The sequence below is a fragment of the Flagellimonas sp. MMG031 genome (assembly GCF_040112705.1).
Lineage (GTDB): Bacteria > Bacteroidota > Bacteroidia > Flavobacteriales > Flavobacteriaceae > Flagellimonas.
In genome coordinates this window covers 2,778,430-2,799,555 of record NZ_CP157804.1, presented here as the reverse complement: position 1 = coordinate 2,799,555, position 21,126 = coordinate 2,778,430, and the positions used below count along the sequence as shown (strand labels likewise).

General features: G+C 44.6%; 23 protein-coding genes and 1 pseudogene. 15 read left to right on the top strand and 9 right to left on the bottom strand.

All coding sequences use genetic code 11. From position 1 onward, the window contains the following. Window positions 1-110 precede the first annotated feature (110 nt). The 4 genes and pseudogenes from dapF to ABNE31_RS12700 all read left to right on the top strand — a co-directional run bounded on the left by dapF (window position 111) and on the right by ABNE31_RS12700 (window position 3,251). Window positions 111-893, top strand: a complete 783-nt coding sequence (gene dapF / locus ABNE31_RS12715; RefSeq protein ID WP_349351402.1) for a diaminopimelate epimerase — start codon at window positions 111-113, stop codon at window positions 891-893. After that, the gene (locus ABNE31_RS12710; RefSeq protein WP_293289385.1) at window positions 881-1,414 is read left to right on the top strand and encodes a GNAT family protein; all 534 of its coding nucleotides are present in this window, start codon (window positions 881-883) and stop codon (window positions 1,412-1,414) included. The genes dapF and ABNE31_RS12710 overlap by 13 nt, the downstream gene beginning before the upstream one ends. Beyond that, window positions 1,404-2,446 (top strand): annotated as a pseudogene (gene mltG / locus ABNE31_RS12705) (endolytic transglycosylase MltG). Before ABNE31_RS12710 ends, mltG begins: the two are co-directional and overlap by 11 nt. A gap of 160 nt (window positions 2,447-2,606) precedes the next feature. Continuing rightward, the gene (locus tag ABNE31_RS12700) at window positions 2,607-3,251 is read left to right on the top strand and encodes a hypothetical protein (RefSeq protein WP_349351401.1); all 645 of its coding nucleotides are present in this window, start codon (window positions 2,607-2,609) and stop codon (window positions 3,249-3,251) included. 47 nt (window positions 3,252-3,298) lie between these two features. Here ABNE31_RS12700 and ABNE31_RS12695 read toward each other — a convergent pair whose 3' ends face one another. From ABNE31_RS12695 to dnaA, 3 genes are read right to left on the bottom strand one after another with little or no spacing between them, the layout of a single operon-like run. Next, entirely contained in the window at window positions 3,299-4,027 is a 729-nt protein-coding gene (locus ABNE31_RS12695; protein ID WP_349351400.1) for an SAM-dependent methyltransferase, read from the bottom strand. Between the two features lie 4 nt (window positions 4,028-4,031). Next, window positions 4,032-4,484 carry a low molecular weight protein-tyrosine-phosphatase gene (locus ABNE31_RS12690; RefSeq protein WP_349351399.1) on the bottom strand — a complete coding sequence of 151 codons (453 nt, stop codon included), beginning with the start codon at window positions 4,482-4,484 and terminating at the stop codon, window positions 4,032-4,034. Between the two features lie 19 nt (window positions 4,485-4,503). Next, the gene (gene dnaA / locus ABNE31_RS12685) at window positions 4,504-5,928 is read right to left on the bottom strand and encodes a chromosomal replication initiator protein DnaA (RefSeq protein WP_179383932.1); all 1,425 of its coding nucleotides are present in this window, start codon (window positions 5,926-5,928) and stop codon (window positions 4,504-4,506) included. 202 nt (window positions 5,929-6,130) lie between these two features. Here dnaA and ABNE31_RS12680 point away from each other — a divergent pair, with 202 nt between their 5' ends. Next, complete coding sequence (locus ABNE31_RS12680; RefSeq protein WP_349351398.1) at window positions 6,131-6,529, top strand: thioesterase family protein; 399 nt, start codon at window positions 6,131-6,133, stop codon at window positions 6,527-6,529. A gap of 78 nt (window positions 6,530-6,607) precedes the next feature. On the opposite strand, the gene ABNE31_RS12675 is transcribed toward ABNE31_RS12680, so the two are convergent. The 4 genes from ABNE31_RS12675 to ribD are packed head-to-tail and all read right to left on the bottom strand — an operon-like array spanning window position 6,608 to window position 9,733. Further along, a complete protein-coding gene (locus ABNE31_RS12675; RefSeq protein ID WP_349351397.1) occupies window positions 6,608-7,222 on the bottom strand; it encodes a YigZ family protein in 615 nt (204 codons plus the stop codon). Next, a complete protein-coding gene (locus ABNE31_RS12670; RefSeq protein ID WP_349351396.1) occupies window positions 7,222-8,085 on the bottom strand; it encodes a DMT family transporter in 864 nt (287 codons plus the stop codon). The genes ABNE31_RS12675 and ABNE31_RS12670 overlap by 1 nt, the downstream gene beginning before the upstream one ends. Continuing rightward, entirely contained in the window at window positions 8,086-8,688 is a 603-nt protein-coding gene (locus ABNE31_RS12665) for an HAD family phosphatase (RefSeq protein WP_349351395.1), read from the bottom strand. Continuing rightward, a complete protein-coding gene (ribD, locus tag ABNE31_RS12660; RefSeq protein ID WP_349351394.1) occupies window positions 8,681-9,733 on the bottom strand; it encodes a bifunctional diaminohydroxyphosphoribosylaminopyrimidine deaminase/5-amino-6-(5-phosphoribosylamino)uracil reductase RibD in 1,053 nt (350 codons plus the stop codon). Before ribD ends, ABNE31_RS12665 begins: the two co-directional genes overlap by 8 nt. A 31-nt stretch (window positions 9,734-9,764) precedes the next feature. Between ribD and ABNE31_RS12655 the strand changes: the two genes are divergently transcribed. From ABNE31_RS12655 to ABNE31_RS12640, 4 genes are read left to right on the top strand one after another with little or no spacing between them, the layout of a single operon-like run. Next, window positions 9,765-10,250 carry a GNAT family N-acetyltransferase gene (locus tag ABNE31_RS12655; RefSeq protein WP_179383926.1) on the top strand — a complete coding sequence of 162 codons (486 nt, stop codon included), beginning with the start codon at window positions 9,765-9,767 and terminating at the stop codon, window positions 10,248-10,250. Next, window positions 10,250-11,158, top strand: coding sequence for a peptide chain release factor N(5)-glutamine methyltransferase (gene prmC, locus ABNE31_RS12650; protein WP_349351393.1), 909 nt, complete (start codon window positions 10,250-10,252; stop codon window positions 11,156-11,158). The genes ABNE31_RS12655 and prmC overlap by 1 nt, the downstream gene beginning before the upstream one ends. Continuing rightward, window positions 11,155-13,155 (top strand): NAD-dependent DNA ligase LigA, encoded by a 2,001-nt coding sequence (gene ligA, locus ABNE31_RS12645; protein ID WP_349351392.1) that lies wholly within the window; start codon window positions 11,155-11,157, stop codon window positions 13,153-13,155. Before prmC ends, ligA begins: the two co-directional genes overlap by 4 nt. Further along, complete coding sequence (locus tag ABNE31_RS12640) at window positions 13,152-13,445, top strand: hypothetical protein (protein WP_349351391.1); 294 nt, start codon at window positions 13,152-13,154, stop codon at window positions 13,443-13,445. The genes ligA and ABNE31_RS12640 overlap by 4 nt, the downstream gene beginning before the upstream one ends. Window positions 13,446-14,533: 1,088 nt before the next feature. Here ABNE31_RS12640 and ABNE31_RS12635 read toward each other — a convergent pair. Both ABNE31_RS12635 and ABNE31_RS12630 read right to left on the bottom strand, forming a co-directional pair. Then, window positions 14,534-15,445 carry a metallophosphatase gene (locus ABNE31_RS12635; protein ID WP_349351390.1) on the bottom strand — a complete coding sequence of 304 codons (912 nt, stop codon included), beginning with the start codon at window positions 15,443-15,445 and terminating at the stop codon, window positions 14,534-14,536. Between the two features lies 1 nt (window position 15,446). Continuing rightward, the gene (locus tag ABNE31_RS12630) at window positions 15,447-16,160 is read right to left on the bottom strand and encodes a 5'-nucleotidase (protein ID WP_349351389.1); all 714 of its coding nucleotides are present in this window, start codon (window positions 16,158-16,160) and stop codon (window positions 15,447-15,449) included. 116 nt (window positions 16,161-16,276) lie between these two features. On the opposite strand from ABNE31_RS12630, the gene ABNE31_RS12625 reads away from it, so the two are divergent. The 6 genes from ABNE31_RS12625 (at window position 16,277) to ABNE31_RS12600 (ending at window position 21,088) form a co-directional block, all read left to right on the top strand. Continuing rightward, window positions 16,277-16,810 (top strand): hypothetical protein, encoded by a 534-nt coding sequence (locus ABNE31_RS12625; protein ID WP_349351388.1) that lies wholly within the window; start codon window positions 16,277-16,279, stop codon window positions 16,808-16,810. 4 nt (window positions 16,811-16,814) lie between these two features. Further along, window positions 16,815-17,705 (top strand): 4-hydroxy-tetrahydrodipicolinate synthase, encoded by an 891-nt coding sequence (dapA, locus tag ABNE31_RS12620; protein ID WP_179383919.1) that lies wholly within the window; start codon window positions 16,815-16,817, stop codon window positions 17,703-17,705. 120 nt (window positions 17,706-17,825) lie between these two features. Further along, window positions 17,826-18,647 (top strand): outer membrane protein assembly factor BamD, encoded by an 822-nt coding sequence (bamD, locus tag ABNE31_RS12615; RefSeq protein WP_257023962.1) that lies wholly within the window; start codon window positions 17,826-17,828, stop codon window positions 18,645-18,647. A 22-nt stretch (window positions 18,648-18,669) separates the two neighbouring features. Beyond that, complete coding sequence (locus ABNE31_RS12610; protein WP_349351387.1) at window positions 18,670-18,996, top strand: DNA-directed RNA polymerase subunit omega; 327 nt, start codon at window positions 18,670-18,672, stop codon at window positions 18,994-18,996. A 3-nt stretch (window positions 18,997-18,999) separates the two neighbouring features. Next, window positions 19,000-20,205 carry a bifunctional phosphopantothenoylcysteine decarboxylase/phosphopantothenate--cysteine ligase CoaBC gene (gene coaBC / locus ABNE31_RS12605; RefSeq protein ID WP_349351386.1) on the top strand — a complete coding sequence of 402 codons (1,206 nt, stop codon included), beginning with the start codon at window positions 19,000-19,002 and terminating at the stop codon, window positions 20,203-20,205. After that, window positions 20,198-21,088 (top strand): DUF4835 family protein, encoded by an 891-nt coding sequence (locus ABNE31_RS12600; RefSeq protein ID WP_306013096.1) that lies wholly within the window; start codon window positions 20,198-20,200, stop codon window positions 21,086-21,088. The genes coaBC and ABNE31_RS12600 overlap by 8 nt, the downstream gene beginning before the upstream one ends. The last annotated feature ends 38 nt before the right edge of the window (window positions 21,089-21,126 follow it).

Below are 21,126 nucleotides of genomic sequence, written 5' to 3'. Positions count from 1 at the left end.
GCTCAATCAAAATTAAAAGTTTTCAATTCTCGGTCAGGTTGGTTTAACGCTGTTTTAACTACAAAAAAAAGCTTAAAGAATCCCATATATTTGTTCCTTTGTAGCTGCTTATGGAACTATCCTTTTTTAAATACCAAGGAACAGGGAACGATTTTGTAATTATCGACAATCGTCAAACTATATTTCCCAAAAACAATACCAAGCTTGTGGCAGCGCTTTGCGACCGAAGATTTGGCATAGGTGCGGATGGTTTAATCCTGCTCGAAAATGACAATATGTCGGATTTTAAGATGGTCTATTATAACTCAGATGGCGCCGAAAGCAGCATGTGCGGCAACGGTGGTCGATGTTTGGTCGCTTTTGCCCATTATTTGGGTGTTATCGACAAAGAAACCACTTTTAATGCCGTGGATGGATTGCACTATGCAACCATAGAAGGGGATATCGTGAACTTAAAGATGATGGATGTGGACAAGATCCATGAAAAGCCCAACCATAGTTTTTTGGATACCGGTTCCCCTCACCATGTGCAATTGGTGACAGCGTTGGACAAGTTCGATGTACAAAAAGAGGGAAAAAAACTTCGCTATGGCATTTATGGTGAGTCCGGAAGCAATATCAACTTTGTGGAACAGACCAAAGACAATGCCTTTGATGTAAGGACCTATGAAAGAGGAGTGGAAGGCGAGACCTTTTCCTGTGGAACCGGAGTGACCGCCGTGGCCTTGGCCATGCACGAATCGGGTAAAACGGCTGCCAACGAAGTGCACATCCATACCATTGGAGGCGATTTGACCATTTCTTTTGAGAAAAAGGACGGCAAGTACAGCAATATTTTTTTAAAAGGACCTGCCATTCAGGTATTTAAAGGAACCATCGAATGCTCAATCTAAAAGGAAAACAAGTATATCTGCGGGCGCTGGAACCCACCGACCTCGATTTTCTGTACCAACTGGAAAACGATACCTCGGTCTGGGAACTGAGCGGTACGTTAAAGCCGTATTCCAAAAAGGTGCTGCAACTATATTTGGACAATGCCCACAGGGATATTTACGAAGTAAAGCAGTTGCGCCTGTGCATCAGTAACCTGCAAGATCAGTGTATAGGATTGATCGATTTGTTTGATTTTGACCCCAAACATCGCCGTGCAGGTATCGGTATCATCATTGTGGAACCAGGGGACCGAAATAAAGGTGCCGGGGCGGAAGCCTTGTCGCTTTTGAGCGATTATGCCTTTTCCACTTTGGATGTACATCAACTGTATGCCAATATTTTGGAAGACAATGCAGCGAGTATCCATTTATTTGAGAAGATGGGGTTTGAGAAAATCGGGGTCAAAAAAGAATGGATCAGGACCAGTCAAGGGTTCAAGAACGAATTAATGTATCAAAAGATCAACAGGAATGAATCTTAAAAAAGTACTTTGGGCCACGGCCATTCTTGGGTTGTTGATTTGTGGTTTTATCGCTTATCAAATTTACAATGCCATATTCAGCCCCAATACCCAGTTCAATAATGAAGAAGCGTTTGTATATATCGCATCAGACGCTACTTTTTCCGATGTAACCAAATCATTGGAGCCCTTGTTGAAGGATTTGTCCACTTTTGAGTCGGTCGCCAAACGAAAAGGATACATAACCAACATCAAAGCAGGAAAGTACGCCATCCAAAAAGGGATGAACAATAACGAGATTATCAATACGCTGCGAAGCAAAAACCTTCCAGTGCAGGTATCTTTCAATAATCAGGAGTCCCTGGCATCCTTGGCGGGGAGGATTGCCGAACAGATTGAGGCCGATAGCCTTTCCCTGCTCCAAACCTTGAACGATGCTGATTTTTTGGCATCGACCAAGTTTGATGAGGATACCAAACTGGCCATGTACATTCCCAATACCTATGAATTTTTCTGGAATACCGATGCAGAGCGTTTTAGGGACCGGATGAAAACCGAATACGACCGCTTTTGGAACGATGAGCGTATAGCAAAGGCAAAAAAACTGGGTCTAACCCCCAATGAGGTAACTTCCTTGGCTGCCATTGTGCAAAAAGAAACGGCCAAGGTGGTGAACGACCAAGGGTGGCTGGGGTATATCTTAACAGAATACGAAAGGGAATGCTGCTTCAGGCCGACCCAACAGTGATTTATGCCATCAAAAAGGAAACGGGCAACTACGATACCATTATAAAACGAGTATTGTTCCGTGATTTGGAAATGGATTCCCCATACAATACCTATAAATATGCAGGGATTCCTCCGGGGCCTATTACCATGCCGGATATCAGTTCCATTGATGCTGTTTTGAACCCAGAAAAGCACGATTATCTCTATTTTGTGGCCGACGTTTCCAACTTTGGATACCACTTATTTGCCAAAACTTTGGCGCAACACAACCGAAATAAGGTGCAATATACCCGATGGCTCAACCAACAAAAGGTGATGAGATAGTGCTCTTTACCGTTGATTTTCATCACTTTAACGGATTTTAGGGTCGATTTAAGAAATCTTTATGAGCTTTAGGGTACCCATTAACTTATCCCAACCTATCTTTGCCGGCCAAATTGATTTTTGATACGTATATAGTATTGAGATCACAAATATGAAAATTATGAAAAGATGGATAGGTTTTATTCTACATCTTGCCATGATCGTAGTTTTGACAAGTTTTGGTTCTTATTCTGTAATGAAGAAAGGGAACGTTGAAATTCCCGATTCATTGAAGGTAACGACCAATTTGGAATTTTTTGCACCGCAAGATTCCATCACACTTCTTGACGAGGACGAGGTAACCCCTCCTTTTCTGGGCAAAGCTTTTAATGGCTTTAAGGAAGCACTCGCTTTTAAAGAGTCCCAGGGCAAATATCATAGCGTAAACACATTGGGTTATTTGGGGAAATACCAATTTGGTAGCAGTACCCTTAATTTGATGGGCGTTTACGATATGGATGAGTTCTTGAGCAGTGCCGAGCTTCAGGAAAAGGCCTTTGCCGCCAATATTGCCCGTAACAAATGGATTTTGAGACGAGATATTAAACGCTTTAATGGAAAAACCATCGGAGGGATTAAGGTCACAGAGTCCGGGATTTTGGCAGCGGCCCATTTGGCCGGCGCAGGAAACGTCAAAAAATATCTACGATCGTATGGACAAAGCGATGTAACTGATGCTTACGGAAGTAGTATCTCGTATTATATGAAGAAATTCGCGGGCTACGATATTTCCAATATCAAGCAACAGAAAAACGCCAAAGTATAATTAGTAAAAAATAGCAACTAAAGGGCCTCGATATTCGGGGCCTTTTTTTATGCTTGAATGATGTAGATGGTAGGTCTTTTGTCCAGATCTAATTCTATTTCGCTCCATTCGTGTACACTCTTGGTAGCAATAAACTCAGTGGGCAAGGTGATATCCGCAGCAATGCACAAGCGGGTCGATTTCTGCAAGGTTCGCAAAAGTTCCTTGAGCAACTTGTTGTTTCGGTAAGGAGTTTCCATAAAAATCTGCGACTGACCAAGGTCTCGGGACACGCGCTCCAAATTTTTAACCATTTTTTTACGCTCGGTATTATCGATGGGCAAATAGCCGTTGAAGGCAAAATTTTGTCCGTTCATGCCGCTGCTCATCATGGCCATTAAAATGGAAGAAGGGCCAACCAATGGCACTACTTTGATGCGTCTTTCGTGGGCGATCCGAATGACATCTGCACCGGGGTCTGCTATGCCAGGACATCCTGCTTCGGAAATGATGCCCACATCAAATCCGTGAATGCAAGGATCTAGGAAGGAAGGAATCTCCTCTGGCTTGGTGTACTTGTTCAAGGAATACAGTTGCAGCTCTGGTTGTGATTTACTAGGGCTTACACGCTTAATGAACCGTCGGGCCGTCTTTTCGTTTTCCACGATGTAGTGGTCAATCCGCTCAATGGTTCCCTTGACTGATATGGGCAATACCTCCAAAGGAGCGTTGTCGCCCAAGGTAGTGGGAATCAAATAGACTTTGCCCATCACCAAACCTGGTTTTTCTGCTTCCATGGGTTTAATTTAGCTTTTTCGCAATTGCCTCACAAGCTTGATCCACCATTTGGTAGACATTTTCAAAGCCATCATCGCCACCGTAGTAGGGGTCGGGAACTTCCTGAAGGTCCAAATCCACTTCGCTCAATAAGAGTTTTACCTTTTGGGCTTCTTGTGCATTGCTGGCGAGTTGGGCCACATCCGAAAAATTGCTTCGGTCCATCACATAAATGTGGTCGAATTCCAAAAAATCCAATCGAGAAAACTTTCTACAACGTTGATGGCTGATGTCCAACCCATATTTTTGGGCAACGGCGATGGAACGTTTGTCCGGAGGATTGCCGATATGGTACCCAGCTGTTCCTGCAGAATCGACCAATACCTTGTCCGAATCCACCTTGGATCGCAAAATACCTTCAGCCAATGGTGACCTGCAAATATTTCCCAAGCAGACCATCAAGACTTTGGTTTTCATAAATTATGGGTATAAAATGCTAGGAGAACTTTTTGTTCAAATCGTCGATATACTTTCTGAACTGTTTGTCGGTTTCAGCAAGATTATCCACTGTTTTGCAAGCGTGGAGCACGGTGGCGTGGTCACGCTTACCAATTTGGGAGCCAATGCTGGCCAATGAGGCTTTCGTGAACTTTTTGGCGAAGAACATGGCCAATTGTCTTGCCTGTACAATGTGTCGCTTTCGTGTTTTGGACTGTAGCGTCTCCACATCCATTTCAAAATAATCGGAAACCACTTTTTGGATGTAGTCGATGGACACTTCGCGTTTGGTATTCTTTACGAATTTTTCCACCACTTGTTGTGCCAACTCCAAGGTAACCTCGCGTTTATTGAAAGAGGATTGGGCAATCAAGGAAATGATGGCTCCTTCCAGTTCGCGGATATTCGTTTTGATGTTCTTGGCCACGTGATCGATGATGTCGTCCGGCATTTCCACACCATCCCTGTACAATTTGTTCTTCAGGATAGATACCCGGGTCTCATAATCCGGGCTTTGCAATTCTGCCGATAACCCCCATTTGAAACGGGACAGCAAACGTTGTTCGATGTCCTGCATGTCCACGGGCGCCTTATCCGATGTCAAAATGACCTGTTTGCCATTTTGGTGCAAGTGGTTGAAAATATGAAAGAACACATCTTGGGTCCCTGATTTACCGGATAGGAATTGTACATCATCGATGATAAGTACATCTATCAATTGGTAAAAGTGGATAAAATCGTTTCGGGTGTTCTTTTTTACGGACTCAATATATTGCTGGGTGAATTTCTCCGCCGAAATATAGAGTACCGTCTTTTCCGGATATTTGTCCTTGATTTCTACCCCTATGGCGTGCGCCAAGTGGGTTTTTCCCAAACCTACGCCACCAAAAACCAATAAAGGGTTAAAGGATGTCCCTCCAGGCTTATTCGCCACGGCCATTCCTGCCGACCGCGCCAAGCGGTTGGAATCTCCTTCAAGGAAATTGTCAAAGTTGTAGTTGGGATTTAATTGGGATTCGATTTTTATGTTTCGGATTCCCGGTATCACGAAAGGGTTTTTAAGCTCGGGACTTTTGGAGGTAATCGGTACGTCCAACTCTTGGGGTCCCACTGCGGTACGGTTGGAACTCGGGATCTGTTCCGTAAAAGGTTCCTTGTTGCCGTACTTGTTTTCCATTTTTATAACGTAGATAAGCTTTGCACTGGACCCCAATTCTCTGGTCAGGGCCACCTTTAAAAGCTTTACATAATGTTCTTCGAGCCATTCATAGAAAAACTTGCTGGGAACCTGAATGCTGAGGGCCTTATCGGTCAGCTTCATCGGTTTAATGGGTTCAAACCATGTTTTGAATGCCTGCGGTTGGATATTATCTTGGATAAAAGCCAAACAGTTGTTCCATACGGAATTAGCAGTAGCACTCATAGAAGTTTTTCCTTGTTTTAATGGTTAGCTTTAATACTTAAGAGCAAGCATCTAAAGGGTTGCAAGATGCTCATTGGATGCGACAAATATGTGAACAATTCTTTTAAAAAAAAAATCAAATTGTCATTGAAAGTCTTGTTTTTTTTTCGCATGTTTCCCTCAGAATAAGCAAGCCTCTAAATATATAATTTTTCAGCTTAAAATGGGTCTAAATTCATATTCTTTTCGGGTTCGATACGCAGAAACCGACCAAATGGGGGTTGTTTATCATGGTAACTATGCCCAGTATTTTGAACTGGGTCGTGTAGAGTGGTTAAGGGCCATGGGAATCACTTACAAAAGCATGGAAGATAACGGTATTATGCTGCCCGTAATTTCCTTACATATCGACTACAAGAAATCTGCGGTATATGATGATCTACTAACGGTTCGAACCCAACTTACTTCCAAACCCTTGGTAAAAATTGCGTTCGACTACGAGCTAGTGAACGAGGCCGGGGAATTATTGGCCACTGCTCATACCGTTTTGGCCTTTATGGACAAAAATACAGGCAGGCCCATTAAATGTCCCGATTACATTCTTGAAAAGTTGGAGGATTGATTTTTTGGAGACAGGAGACAGGAGACAGGAGACAGGAATCTTTTCCTAATAATTTTTAGTGAAGCGGTCTGGAATCGATCAAACCGACATTTTTACATCTACCCCATGCATTTCATCGAAAAGTTGAAACGTTTCCTCCGATTCACTTAAGCGAACCGCGACCACAAGTTCACAATCCAGTTCCATTTTTTGGGATACCATATCCAAATCTTTCTGTTTGATGGTACGCATCACCATATCCATCATTGGATACTCAAATTTTAAATGCAATTCTGCCTTTAAGGTCTTTTGTACAATTTGGGCACTTTCCAATGCCATTTGCGCAGCGGTTTTGTAGGCTTGTATCAACCCGCCGACCCCAAGCTTGGTGCCCCCAAAAATTCGGGTGACCGTGATTAAAACATTCGTGACGTCAAAAGACTGTATTTGTCCGTAAATCGGCATCCCTGCCGAATTGTTGGGTTCACCGTCATCATTGGCCCTGTACACTGGGTTATCGGTACCCAATTGCCAAGCATAACAAACGTGATTGGCGGTGTGATGTTTTTTTCGGAGTTCCTCCACAATCGGTTTTACATCGTCTTCCGTAGCAATGGGATAAACCGCAGCATAGAATTTGCTCTTTCGGTCCTTATATAAAATTTCGGGTGAAGGTTTAATGACAGTGCGGTAAACATCTTCTTTTTTATCCATCAGAACAAAGCTACCAATATTATGCTCAAAATGGCCAAGGCCACGCCGCTCCAATTCTTGATGCTCAGCTTCTCCTTAAAAAGCAGAATCCCGAATAGGGTGGAGCACATCACAATCGCCACATTATTTAAGGTGAATATGGCCGCGCTGCTCAAAATATCCGCCCGAAGGGCGCGAATCAAAAAATAGATGGAAAAATAATTGGGTATGCCCAGCGCAATACCACCCACTATATTTTTAAGGTTGATTTTTAACGGGACCTTTATGGATGTAATACCGATAAAAATAAATCCCGTGAGCGCCGCAAAGCCAAAAATCATGGAAGAGAAAACAGGAATCTCTTGGTCGGTCAAATGGATTTCCTCAAAGTATTGGATGCTGGTATCGATGATTCCCGACCCTAAAAACACTAACAACGGCAGCAAAAGAGCCTTTCTGTCGATGCGGATATGCTTTTCCTTAATGGAAGCCAAATACACAGCGACCAAAGCCAGCGCAATCCCAATGATTTGAAGGGCGCTCAAACGTTCCCCATAAAGCAACATGCCCATCACTACGGGAATGGCCAACGACATTTTGGTGGCCACCGAGGCCACGGACACTCCTGAGACCTGTGCCGTGCGTGCCATCAAATTAAAAATTACAATAAAAAGGATACCTAATACTATTGGGCCAATGAGCCACGGTTTATTGGTAAGATCGGTTATGCCAACGGGACCCTCATACAAAAAAAAGCCTACGGTGCAGGCCACCACATAATTGGTGATGATGGCATACAGTGTCTGGATTTTGTAAACATCGAACAATTTGAAGACCACAAAAATCAGGGTGGAGCTGAGTACGCTAAGAATCAGATATACCATTTACAATCTTGATTTTAGTTGTGTGATGTCCTCTTTGCCCACCTGCAAGTTCCAAACCTTGATGCCCAAATCCGCGGCGGAGGCCGTATTTTCCGCTACATCGTCCACAAAAAAGGTCTCATGGGCCAAGAGCCGGTTTTCTTGCAGTACAAAATCAAAGATTTCAGCGTCCGGTTTTCGCATTCCCATTTCGTAGCTCAAATAAAACACATCAAATGCATTTTTAAACCTGTTGAACCGCTCCATTCCCATCTGCTCCTTTACATGTTCGATATGCAGGTCGTTGGTATTGCTCAACAAAATCATTTTATATTGATTTTCCCTTGCCAGTTGTTCAATAAACTCCAGTCGGTGTTCTGGAAAATCCAAAAGAATCGAATTCCAAGCTTTGATAAGATAATCTCGATTCGCGTTGGGAAAATGCGAAGCGACCTCGTCCAAAAAATCCGAAGAGCCCAAAAAACCTTTCTCGTAGTCTTGGAACAAAACTTCCAGCGCTGGTGTAATCTCGGTGAACCCATGTTGCACCATGGCTTTGGCCGTTGCCGGTTTGTCCAGATTGATGAGCACATCGCCAAAATCGAGGATAATGTTTTTAATCATTTCGATAAATAGATAAGGTATCTGTCCATATTTTTTGTTGCTGCTGCAAAGTTCCTTGTAATCGGGGAGCTGGCAAACCCTTTTTAAAGTCAATAGTGCCTTTAAATATTCTGGCTTCGTCCCATAGATTGGCATCGATAAAGGTTTGCAGCATTTTTGCGCCACCTTCAACAATCACACTGGTGATACTGTGCCGATGGAGTACATCACAGATTTGCTGGGCCAAAGGCTGAGCAAAATCAACCATTTCATAAGTGATTCCCTCCAAATGTTTTGATGTGTCGTCTACTGCTGTCAACATAATGGTCTGCACCGATCTGTCCAAAACATGATGGGAGGCATCTATTTTCAAATGCCTGTCCAACACCACCCGAATAGGGTTTTTGCCCGACCATTCACGGGTGGTCAGCTTGGGATTGTCCTCCAAAACGGTGCGGGTACCCACCAAAATGGCCTGTTCTTGGCTTCGCCATTGGTGCACCATTTGTTTGGAGTAGGGGTTTGTAATCCAAAAAGGCTCTGGATTGGTATTTCGTAACGACTTTTCCGGGGCCAAAAATCCATCGTTGGACTCCGCCCATTTTAAAATGATGTAGGGTCGTTTCTTCTCTTGAAAGGTCAAAAATCGTTTGTGATGTTCCCGACATTCATCTTCCAGAACACCCACCGTTACCTTGCAGCCCGCCTCTTTCAGTTTTTGGATGCCCTTACCAGCGACTTTGCCGTGCGGGTCCTGCAAGCCTATAAAAACTTCCTTCAATTGATGTTTGGCAATCAAATCGGCGCAGGGAGGTGTTTTTCCGAAATGGGAGCAAGGTTCCAAGGTAACGTACAAAGAAGCACCTTTAAGCAGTTCTTTGTTTTTTACCGAGTTGATGGCATTCACCTCGGCATGTGGACCTCCGTAGGGGTCGGTAAACCCCTCTCCAATAATGTTGTTTTGATGCACGATCACACACCCCACCATTGGATTTGGAGCCGTCGTCCCAAGTCCCTTTTTGGCCAGTTCAATGCAGCGAAGGAGGTATTTTTGATGTATCTTCACCTCGCAAAAATAGAACATTAAAAACACAAAAATGGGAGATATGGTCATTCGTGAAATAACCCCCGAAGACAATGCACAGGTGGCCCAAGTAATACGAAAGGTTTTTGAGGATATGGGCGTTCCCAAAGTGGGCACCGCTTATGCCGACAAAGCGTTGGATGATATGTATAGCCATTACAACGTGCCCAAGGCTGCCTACTTTGTAGTGGAGCATGAAGGTCGCATTATCGGGTGTGCGGGCGTGGCTCAATTGGACAATTATGATGGAAACGTCTGCGAGCTTCAAAAAATGTACTTTTTGGAAGAGGCCCGAGGAAAGGGACTAGGTGCCAAAGTGATAGAAGCCTGCTTGAACAAGGCCAAGGAATTCGGTTTTGAAGCCTGCTATTTGGAAACCATGCCCTATATGGAAGCCGCCCAAAAGTTGTACAAAAAGAACGGTTTTGAATACATTGATGCCCCGATGGGTAATACGGGACACTATTCTTGCCCTGTTTGGATGCTTAAAAAATTGTAATGCTCCTCAAAGAAATCAAAGACATTTTCCAAAAAGAACTGAGTGAGCTTTATCCCAAGGAAGAAATCGATTCGTTTTTCTATTCCTGCATTGAGCATTACCTCAAATTGGAGCGCTTTATCTTGGCCATACAGCCGGGAATTACCTTGACCAAGGATGAGGAGCAACCACTTTTTGAAGCCTTGGCTGAGTTGAAAACGGAAAAACCCCTACAATATATTTTGGGAACCACCCATTTTAGGGATTTGGAGCTTCAGGTGAACGAGAATGTACTGATTCCACGCCCCGAGACCGAAGAATTGGTGCAATGGGTTTTATCGGACGCTGAGCGGAGTCGAAGCGTCATTTCGACTTCCTGTCCGTCCGGCAGGCGGGCGCTCAATGACCGTTCTTTGAAAATTCTTGACATCGGAACTGGGAGCGGATGTATCGCTATTGCGCTGGCCAAAAATCTAACCGGTGCTGACGTTTACGCCTTGGATGTTTCTGAAGGTGCATTGGAGATTGCCCAGAAAAATGCAGCAACCCATAAGGTAGATGTCACTTTTTTGCATCAGGACATTCTTAATCCCAAACTTGAACTTGCGCCTGAACTTTATTTTGACATCATCGTCTCCAATCCGCCCTACGTTAGGGAGTTGGAAAAGCATGAAATCCGGAAAAACGTAAAGGATTTTGAACCAGAAACCGCTCTTTTTGTAAAGGATGAAGACCCCTTACTTTTTTATAGGGCCATCATCGATTTTGCGGAAAAACACTTGTCCGAAAAGGGAAGTTTGTATCTCGAGATCAATCAATATATGGGAGCAGAGACCAAAGCACTTTTTCAAGCCCATAATTTTTCGGAAATTGAACTCCGAAAAGATCTATTTGGCAACGATAGGATGCTAAAAGCACTAAGAAAATGAACATCCAAGACAAAATAAATGCCCTGCGAGAAGAGCTACGGGAGCACAACTACAAATATTACGTGCTCGACCAACCTTCCATTTCCGATTACGAGTTCGACATGAAGCTCAAAGAGCTTCAAAAGCTGGAGGCGGCGCACCCTGAATTTAAGGACCCGACTTCGCCCACTTTGAGGGTAGGGGGCATGGTCACCAAACATTTTGAAACCGTGGCCCATAAGCACCGGATGTATTCGTTGGACAATTCCTATTCCAAAGAGGATTTAGAGGATTGGGAAAAGCGCATACAGCGGATTTTGGGCGATGCAGCAGTAGAGTTTACCTGTGAATTAAAATATGATGGCGCTTCCATAAGTCTGACCTATGAAGACGGTCAATTGGTAAGGGCGGTTACCCGCGGGGATGGTTTTCAGGGGGATGACGTGACCAACAACATCAAAACCATAAAATCCGTTCCCTTGCAATTGAAGGGCGACTACCCTCCAAAATTCGATATACGGGGAGAAATCATTCTAACGCTCGAAGGCTTTGCCAAAATGAACGCAGAACGCGTGGAAGCAGGTGAGGACCCTTACATGAATCCAAGGAACACGGCATCAGGCAGTTTAAAACTTCAGGATAGTGCCCTAGTGGCCCAACGCCCGTTGGAATGTTTGTTGTACAGCATAGCTGGGGAAAATTTGGGCATTAGCTCCCAATTTGAAGTGTTGGAAAAAGCGCGCTCTTGGGGATTCAAGGTACCTACGGTGGCCAAACTATGCAAATCCACCGAAGAAGTGATGCAATTTGCAGACTATTGGGAAGTGCACCGTCACGATTTGCCTTACGAAACCGATGGTGTGGTGGTGAAAGTGAATAGTATTCAGCACCAAGAAGAGTTGGGTTACACCGCGAAATCCCCACGCTGGGCCATGGCCTATAAATTTAAGGCGGAGCAAGCCACAACGGTATTGAACCAAATCACCTATCAAGTGGGGCGTACGGGAGCCATTACCCCCGTGGCCAATTTGGAGCCTGTTTTACTGGCAGGAACCACTGTGAAAAGGGCCTCATTACACAATGCCGACCAAATCGCCAAGTTGGATGTACGCGAGGGGGATACCGTTTTTGTGGAAAAAGGAGGAGAAATCATCCCAAAAATAACCAAGGTTGATTTTACGAAACGAGATAAGGACTCTCAACCCACGAAATACATTGAAAACTGCCCTGAATGCGGTACGGAACTGATACGAAAGGAGGGCGAAGCACAACATTTTTGCCCCAATGATATCGGTTGTCCACCACAGATTACGGGCCGAATCCAGCACTTTATTTCCAGAAAGGCGATGGATATTGAAGGGTTGGGCGGTGAAACGGTAGAATTATTGTTCAAAGAAGGACTCATTGCCAACTACGCCGACCTGTACACCTTGACCAAGGAGCAAATTCTGCCCTTGGAACGTATGGCTGACAAATCCGCTGAAAACTTGGTAAACGGGGTGCAGGCCTCCAAAACCATTCCGTTTGAACGGGTCCTTTTTGCATTGGGGATTCGGTATGTGGGCGAAACCGTGGCCAAAAAGCTGGCCAAGGCTTTTAAAAATATCGACGCCTTGATGACCGCTACACAGGAACAGTTGGTAGCCGTGGATGAGATAGGGGAGCGCATTGCCGAAAGTGTGGTCGGGTTTTTCTCGGAGCCTGCCAATGTGCAATTGATAGACCGTTTAAAATCCTACGGATTGCAATTCTCACTCTCTGAGGAACAGTTGGAGAATCAAACTGAGTTGCTCAAAGGTCAGACTTTTGTGGTATCCGGAGTGTTTGAAACCATCAGCCGTAATGACCTAAAGAAATTGATTGAGGACAATGGTGGAAAAGTGGCCTCGTCCATATCCTCCAAAACCACTTTTTTGGTAGCGGGAGACAATATGGGCCCTAGTAAAAAGACCAAAGCAGAGTCCTTGGGTGTGCCCATTATTTCCGAGCAGGAATTTTTACAAAAACTGGACGCATGATACCCGACAACCACGAAGCATTTGAAGCTACTTTGGACCAGACTGCCCCTCCCGAAGAATGGCCGGAAGCGCTACAATCGCTTTGGTTTGATGCCAATGGGGATTGGGAGTCGTCCCATAACATTGCCCAGGACCTCCAATCGACCATGGGCAGTTGGATTCACGCCTACTTGCATCGAAAGGAAGGGGACGAATGGAATGCCCGGTATTGGTACGATAGAGCAGGGAAACCCTTTCCAAATTATAGTTTGGAGGAAGAACTGAAGGTTTTGGTGGAGGCTAATCTTTAGGAGGTTCAAACTCAAAGTCAAGTTGCAAGTTTCAAGTTCAAGGTTTAGGATTTAACTTCACAGGGTCATTTCGACATGAGGAACGAAGTGACGATTGAGAAATCCAAAGGGAAAACTCAAATTCAAGGTTCAAGGTTTAAGGTTAAGGGTTAAAGGTTAAAGATTTAGGGTATAACTTCAAAAGGTCATTTCGACATAAGGAACAAAGTGACGATCGAGAAATCCAATGGGAAAACTCAAGTACAAGGGGCAAGTTCAAGTTTCAAGTTCAAAGTTTAAGGTTTAGGGTTGAACTTCAAAGGGTTATTTCAAATGACAAAGAACCCTATTCGTGCTCATTCGTGAAATTCGCGTCAACTGCCCACTGCCGACTGCTGACTGACTTCCGACCCCCATAGATTTCACACTTCGTTTCGAAATGACATCTTAGCCCCTGACTTCCGATTTCGGACTTCGGACTGCCCAGAGATTTCTCACGCTCCCGTTGGTCGTTTCGAAATGACAAAGAGCCGCTATTCGTGTTCATTCGTGACATTAGTGTCAACTGCACATTGCCCATTGCACATCAACCCAACTCTATTTTCTATGGTCTTTCCTCTCTTGAGTCTTGGCTCTTGGTTCTTGGCTCTTTACTGAAATAGGTTCTCGATACATTTTTCGCCTCTTTTTTTACAAAAACCGCCAAAAAACACTCGAACTGACAAAGAACCCTATTCGTGCTCATTCGTGACATTAGTGTCAACTGCCCACTGCTAACTGCCCACTGCCAACTGCTGACTGCCCACTGCCCATTGCCCATCAACCCAACTCTATTTTCTATGGTCTTTCCTCTCCTGGGTCTTGGCTCTTGGCTCTTGGCTTCTCACTGAACTAGGTTCTCGATACATTTTTTGCCTCTTTTTTTTATAAAAACCGCCAAAAAACACTCGAACTGACAAAGAACCCTATTCGTGCTAATTCGTGAAATTAGTGTCAACTGTCCGCTGATTTCGGACTTCTTATTGTCGCTTCGGCTCATTTCGACTACGCTCAATGACCGTCGCTCAGCGACCGCTGCCTACTGCTGACTGACTGCCGACTTCAAACAACTAAACCGAAATACTCACACCCTTCGCCGAAGCTTTCTTATCCGTATCAAAAAAGAAATCGATACGACCTACGTTGATCCCGTAGCAACCCACTTGGTTAACTAGCACTGAATTTCCATTTTGGTTGATGCGTACATCGGGTTTATCCAAAAAAGTATGGGTGTGTCCGCCAATGATGAGGTCGGTGTGGTAAGTCTGTTGTGCCAACTTAGTGTCGCAGGGCCTATTGGGTTCTTTGTAATCATAACCCAAATGCGAAAGGCAAACGATCAAATCACATTGCTCTTCTTCTTTGAGTTGTCGCTCCATATCGAGGGCAATCTCATAGGGGTTGAGGTACTGGGTCTCTTTGTAGAGTTTTTTCGTCACTAGTCCGTCGAGTTCAATGCCAAGCCCGTACACCCCGATTTTAATTCCATCGACCATATATATTTTGTATGGCTTTACGTAGCCATCCATGACGGTATTGGAAAAATCGTAGTTGGCAGAGAGCAGTTCAAAAGAGGCGTGTGGCATTTGTGCCAAGAGTCCATCGATACCGTTGTCAAAGTCGTGGTTACCAATGGTAGCAGCGTCGTATTTTAGCTTGCTCATCAAGGTAAATTCCAACTCCCCGCCATAAAAATTGAAATAAGGCGTACCCTGAAAAATATCCCCGGCATCAAAAAGTAGCGTGTTCGGGTTTTCGTTACGAATCTGCTCCACTAGAGTAGCCCTTCGGGCAACCCCGCCCATATTGGGGTGTCGCGAATGCGTAGCCGGAAAGGCATCAATATGGCTGTGCACATCATTAGTATGCAGAATGGTGATTTGCTTTCTTCCCAAAGAGGAGCAAGAGTTCAAGCCAAGTCCGCCCAAGCCGATGAGGGCGGAAGCTGCGGAGGTGTGAGTGATAAAATCCCTTCTTTTCATGCTACTTCAGTTGTTTGATTCGGTCATCGGCCACGGCTTCCAAGGTATCCACTTTCTTCAAGTAGTCGATAATGGCGTTGCGCAGCAAATAATCGGTCTGGGTTCTGGATTCAAATTCATTGAAAAAACCAACGCTAGGCCCTCCATTGATCAAGTAATCGGTAGAGGCCACGTAGTAATTCCGTCCTTCATCAAAAGGTTGTCCACCAATGTTCACGGATTCCAAAGAGCCATCGGCATTGGTTACAATTTCAATCCCCGCCACAGGATGTCGCCGGGAGGCCTTCGCCACAAAGTTGATAAGTTCGCGAGTCGCCGACCCGTTGAGCTCGACCACATCAATATAATTTTCAAAGGGCATCACTTCGTAGGCGTTTCGGGCGGACACATTTCCTTCGGAAATTATGGACCGGACCCCGCCTGCGTTTAGGACCACAAAGTCCAGGGTTTGCCCGGACCGTGCATTGAAAATGGGCGCAGCTTGTTCCAAAACAATATCTGCCATCAGGTTGCCCATGGATGAGGTGCGCTCTCCATCGTTGAGCAACAACGGTTTTGGGGCATAGGCCAAGGTGCTGTCCAAAACCTGGTCAATTCGATTTTTGTAGGGTGCTATATAGCTGGCAATGGAATCGGTGATGGCAAGGGTAGTGTCGATTGGGATTTGCTTGCCTTCAATTTCGGAAAGGGTGCCTGTTTCGTGCTTGCAGGCCATCAAAAAACAAAAAGTTAGGAATATAACAAATTGTTTTAATTTAAAATTACTCACGTGCGTATCTTTGTATAAGTTGTCTTGGTAGATTAATTACTTTTGTAAAAAGTGTCAAAAATATGTTTTTGAAAGGACTCCAAGACAAATTTAAGGTTAAATCGGGGCTAAAATATTTAAAGGAGGAAATGGAAAAACCTCCGCAGTCCGTAACCAGGGAGAAAGGGATTACCAGTGTTGGCTGTATCGTGGATGTTGATAATTTCCCCAAAGCCGAGACCTTTTACGAACTGATTGACGAGTTTAAATTGAGGCCCAATGCCATAAAGATTATTGGATATAAGCGGGAATACGACAAAAACTCCCCTTACGCCATTCAAATGTACTCGGACAAGGACCTCGGTTGGAAAGGTGAAATAGCCAACGGTTACGTTCTTGAGTTTTTGGGAAGGGAATACGATATGTTGATCAATTATTATGAAGCGGATAATTTGATGATGAAGCTATTATCGGTAAAAACCCCCGCCCGTTTGAAGGTTGGACTGGGTGCCCAAGACCCCAAGGTGAACGATTTGATCATAAATACCCCCTTGAACGATTTTAAACTCTTTAAGGGAGAGCTGAAAAAATATTTAAAGATCTTAAACGAAATTTGAGTTGATGGAACAATTGATCGGAACTGGAGTAGCTTTGGTAACTCCATTTAAAGCTGATTTATCGGTTGATGTGCAGGCATTGGAACGTGTAGTGGAGCACAATATCCAAGGCGGTGTGGATTATTTGGTGGTGCTCGGCACCACGGCAGAATCCGCAACACTCTCCCAAGCGGAAAAACAATTGGTGGTGGACGTGGTCGTGAGGACGAATGCGGGCAGACTACCTTTGGTGCTCGGCGTTGGTGGCAACAACACCATGGCGGTGGCCCACGAACTACAAACCCTGGACCTTTCCGATTTCGACGCCATTCTTTCCGTTTCGCCCTATTACAACAAACCAACGCAGGAAGGCATCTACCAGCATTTTAAGGTGGTGGCGGAAGCTTCGCCACTTCCCATTATCCTGTACAATGTTCCTTCCCGCACAGGCAGCAATATGTTGCCCGAAACCACCTTGCGACTGGCCTACGAGTTTTCAAAAATTGTAGGGATCAAGGAAGCTTGCGGGGATATGGTACAAATAGACAATATCATCAAAAACAAACCAGAGGAATTTATGGTCATTTCCGGGGATGATGCCACGGCATTGCCTACCGTATTGGCCGGTGGGGCAGGGGTAATTTCCGTTTTGGGACAGGGATTGCCTGGACTCTTTTCCGATATGATCCGATTGGGATTGGAAGGTCAGGTGAAAGAAGCCTACGCCATTCACCACAAACTTTCCTCTTTGATGCAACTCATTTTTGAAGAGGGCAACCCAGCGGGAATCAAAAGTATTTTTGAAAGTTTGGGTGTGTCCACAGCCGCAGTTCGCTTGCCTTTAGTGGAAGCTAGCCCTACCTTAAAGGAAAAAATCAGTGTTTGGTTGAAGTCCTTGGACAAGGCTCAAGTGTAAAATTCGTTAAATCTTGCCCAAATTCTTGGGGATTGGCCCTTGTACCCGTTACATTTGAGTGGTGAAAATTCTTTTTTTATATCCATTCAATATCACTAATTTTGCAAAATGTTTTTGAAAATGAGGTCCATACTCCTAGTTTGTTGTGCGTTAGCGCTGTTCGTTTCCTGTAGCGAGTACCAAAAGGTGCTGAAGGAGACCGACGTAAAGGCCAAATATGATATGGCCGAGAAGTTGTACAACGAAGGGGATTACAAAAGAGCGGTTCGACTCTTTGAGCAAATAGCGCCCAGCTATATAGGAAAGCCCCAAGGAGAAAGGGTGATGTTCTTTTTTGCGGACAGTTATTTCAAAAATGGAGATTACTATTTGTCGGGCTACCAGTTCGAGCGATTTGTAAAATCCTATCCAAGGAGCGATAAAATTCAGGAAGCCAGTTTTTTGGGTGCCAAAAGCTATTATCATCTTTCACCTAGATATTCGTTGGACCAAACGGAAACCGACAAGGCACTGTTAAAGCTTCAGACCTTTATCAACAACTATTCAGAATCCGAATATTTTGAAGAGGCCAATGCGATGGCGCGGGAGCTTACCACGAAAAAGGAAAAGAAAGAAATTGAGATTGCAAAGCAATTCAACAAATTGGGAGAGTTCAATCTGCCCGTTTTGATTTCGGCCATTACGGCCTTCGATAATTTCATTACCGATAACCCTGGTTCGGTATATAGGGAAGAAGCCCTTTACTACCGAATCGAAGCCACCACACGATTGGCGGTCAACAGTACAGAAGACAAGAAAAAAGAGCGATTGGAAGAAGCTCTTGACTCGTATAACAATTTATTGCGTTATTTCCCTGAGACGAAGTTCAAGCAAGAAGCAGATAAACTTGCCGAGACCATTCAGCAGGAATTGAGCGCATACACAACTTCCTTATCCAAATAAAAAAGTTTTTAAACCACTGCACATGCAAGATTTGAAAAGCACCAAGGCGCCGGTATCCACAGTTACGCTCAACAGAAACGAGTTTGACGAAAAGACCGGAAACATTTATGAAGCCATTTCCATAGCGGCCAAGAGAGCTATCCAAATCAACTCCGAGATCAAAAAGGAGTTGTTGGAAAAGTTGGAAGAGTTCGCTACCTATAGCGATAGCTTGGAAGAGGTTTTTGAGAACAAGGAGCAAATCGAAGTATCCAAGTTCTACGAAAAGCTACCAAAACCACATGCCCTTGCGGTACAGGAGTGGTTGGAAGATAAAATCTACCACAGGAATACAGAGAAAGACTCCTAGGAAATGCTTAGCGGTAAAAACATCCTTTTGGGAATTTCCGGGGGAATTGCCGCGTACAAGACCACATTTCTGGTACGGTTACTGATTAAAGCTGGTGCACAGGTCAAAGTTGTAATGACCCAGAGCGCCAGCTCTTTTGTTTCTCCACTTACCCTTTCTACCCTCTCCAAAAATCCAGTGTTGATGGATTTTGTGAACGAAGAGGATGGAAGCCTATCTTGGAACAATCATGTGGAATTGGGACTTTGGGCAGACTTGATGCTGATTGCCCCGGCAACCGCAAATACCTTGTCCAAAATGGCCAACGGAACCTGCGACAATTTGCTGTTGGCCACGTATTTGTCCGCAAAATGTCCCGTATTTGTGGCTCCTGCCATGGATTTGGATATGTACAAGCATCCGTCCACCAAAGCGTCTTTGGAAAAGCTGGAATCCTTCGGAAACCGAATAATTCCTGCCGAATCTGGCGAATTGGCCAGTGGACTTCAAGGAGAAGGGCGTATGGCAGAACCAGAAAACATCATTACATATATTGTATCGGATTTGGCGAAGGGCTTGCTGTTAACGGGCAAAAAGGTACTCATTACCGCCGGCCCAACGCATGAAGCCATTGATCCCGTCCGTTTTCTTGGCAATAAATCAACCGGTACCATGGGCTTTGAACTGGCCAAACACGCCGCCAATTTAGGGGCAAAAGTAGTATTGGTCTCTGGCCCAACACACTTGAACTTGGACCATACTTCCATAGAATTGGTTCGAGTTACCTCTGCCCAAGAAATGTATGATGCTTGCCACAAATACTATGCTGATTCGGATGTGACCATTTGTGCTGCTGCCGTAGCCGATTACCGACCAGCCACTGTTGCCACCGAAAAAATCAAAAAGAAGGAAGGTGAGATGTCCATCCAGCTGGAACGCACCCCCGATATCCTAAAATCTTTGGGAACGGCAAAAAAGAACCAATTTTTGGTCGGCTTTGCTCTGGAAACAGAAAACGAGCTTGAGAATGCCAAAGGCAAGCTCCAGCGTAAGCACTTGGATGGCATTGTGCTCAATTCTTTAAAGGATGATGGGGCCGGATTTGGTGGAACCACGAATAAAATCACTTTTATAGACAAGAATTTGGAGATAAAAACGTTTGATTTGAAAACGAAGTCCGAAGTAGCCTCGGACATTTGGGAAGAAATCATCTCCAGGATCCATGCGTAGCATACTTTTTTTTATTGCCCTGCTCTTTACAGCCCTTGCCGGTAGTGCGCAGGAATTGAACTGTCAGGTTACCGTGAACTCCGATCAGGTAGGGCAGACCAATCAACAAATTTTCAGGACATTGGAGCGTTCGCTCAATGATTTTGTGAACAAGACCAAATGGACCAATCGTGTTTACAAGGAAAATGAAAGGGTAAATGCCCGTATGTTCATAACGGTGACCCAATACGAGTCAGACCGTTTTGAAGCGAACATCCAAATCCAGTCCACGCGCCCCGTTTTTGGAACAAGCTACGAGAGCCCAGTGTTCAATTATAAGGACAACGCCTTTAACTTTCAATATCAGGAATTTGAACCATTGGTATACAATCCCAATTCGTTCGATTCCAATTTGGTCGGTGTCATATCCTATTATGTGTATATGATCTTGGGACTGGACGCCGATACCTTTTCTTTGGAGGGCGGAAATGATTACTACCGACTGGCACAGAACATCGTTACGCAGGCCCAAAGCTCCAGTTTTGGTGGTTGGAGCCAAGAGACCGGCGACCGTAGCCGCTTTGAGTTGGTGGACAACCTGCTCAACAACGCGTTCCGGGAGTATCGTATTGCCATGTACAATTACCACAGAAAAGGACTTGATATTCTGGCGGATAACAATAGTACCGGAAAACAAATTATCGCTGGAAGCCTTCGCTTATTCGAGCCCCTTATCAGCAGACGGCCCAATGCCTTTTTGATACAGACTTTTTTCGATGCCAAATCAGAGGAAATCCAGAACATTTTTTCCGATGGACCCAAAGTGGACATTGTGAAACTTAAGGAAACCTTGAACAAAGTGGCCCCATTCTATTCTGGCACCTGGAATGAAATAAATTACTAGTGCAGTTCTCCAAAGAGGTTTATCTTTACGGGTAAAAT